Genomic DNA, 791 nt, shown 5'->3' with positions numbered 1-791 from the left:
CTCTTCTTACCTGCCTTGACGGTGTAGGTTCCCGGGCAGGTGACGACGATCTTGCCGTCGGCGATGGTGATGTTGGCGCCGTGGGAGTTGGCGATGACGATGCGCTTGGCGGCGGCGAACTGGATGTCGGCGGTGGCCGATTGCAGGGTGAGATCGGCTTTGGAGGCCAGTTGCATGGTGCCGGCCTGGGCCTGAAGGCTGAGGTCGCCGGTGCCGGCGATCATGGTCAGGCCGGTTCCTTTAGGCGCAGGGATGGGGGCGGCCGCGGTGCTGCCGGTGGTGGGCTCTATGGCACCGGCGAGCACGCCGATGGCCTGGCCGGTATGGATGCGCCAGGCGCCGGCGATGGCGGCGTCGGCGCTGCCGCCGGTGGCCAGGCTGACGCCGTCGCTGGCGGTCAGTGCCAGGTCTTGCCCGGCGGTGGCCACCAGGCCGGCGCGGGCGGCCACGCTGAGCGTGGGGTCGGTGGGGTGGGGCAGCTTGCCGTCGGCTGGGGTGGTCAGGCGGTTGGCTGCGTCTTGCGGTGCCTGCGAGGCGCTGGCATCGGCCATGCCGCTGACGTTCGTCAGCCAGGCTTGCGCGGCGGGTTGGCCGGTGTGCGCGAGGCTGGCATTGGCCTGGTGGCTGCCCACATGGGCGGCCAGGCGCACCGCCTGGTGGGTGAGCGCGGCCTGGCTGAAGGCCTGCGCGAGCTGCTGGTACTGCTTGGCCAGCGCCATGCTGCCGGCCTGGTCGAGCGCAGGCTCACTGGCGGACGAGGCGTAGCTGCTCAGGTGCACGCTCTTGGCGCC

The 791-nt window shown here is 71.6% G+C and carries 1 protein-coding gene; it reads right to left on the bottom strand.

From position 1 onward, the window contains the following. Positions 1-791, bottom strand: a 791-nt coding sequence (locus tag AACH06_RS30110; RefSeq protein WP_341429526.1) for a DUF2345 domain-containing protein, incomplete at both ends; no start/stop codon positions are given.

It is taken from the genome of Ideonella lacteola (assembly GCF_038066555.1).
In the GTDB taxonomy this organism is placed as follows: Bacteria; Pseudomonadota; Gammaproteobacteria; order Burkholderiales; family Burkholderiaceae_C; genus Ideonella; species Ideonella lacteola.
Note: the sequence above shows the minus strand (reverse complement) of the source record. Positions and strands in the feature narration are given on the sequence as shown.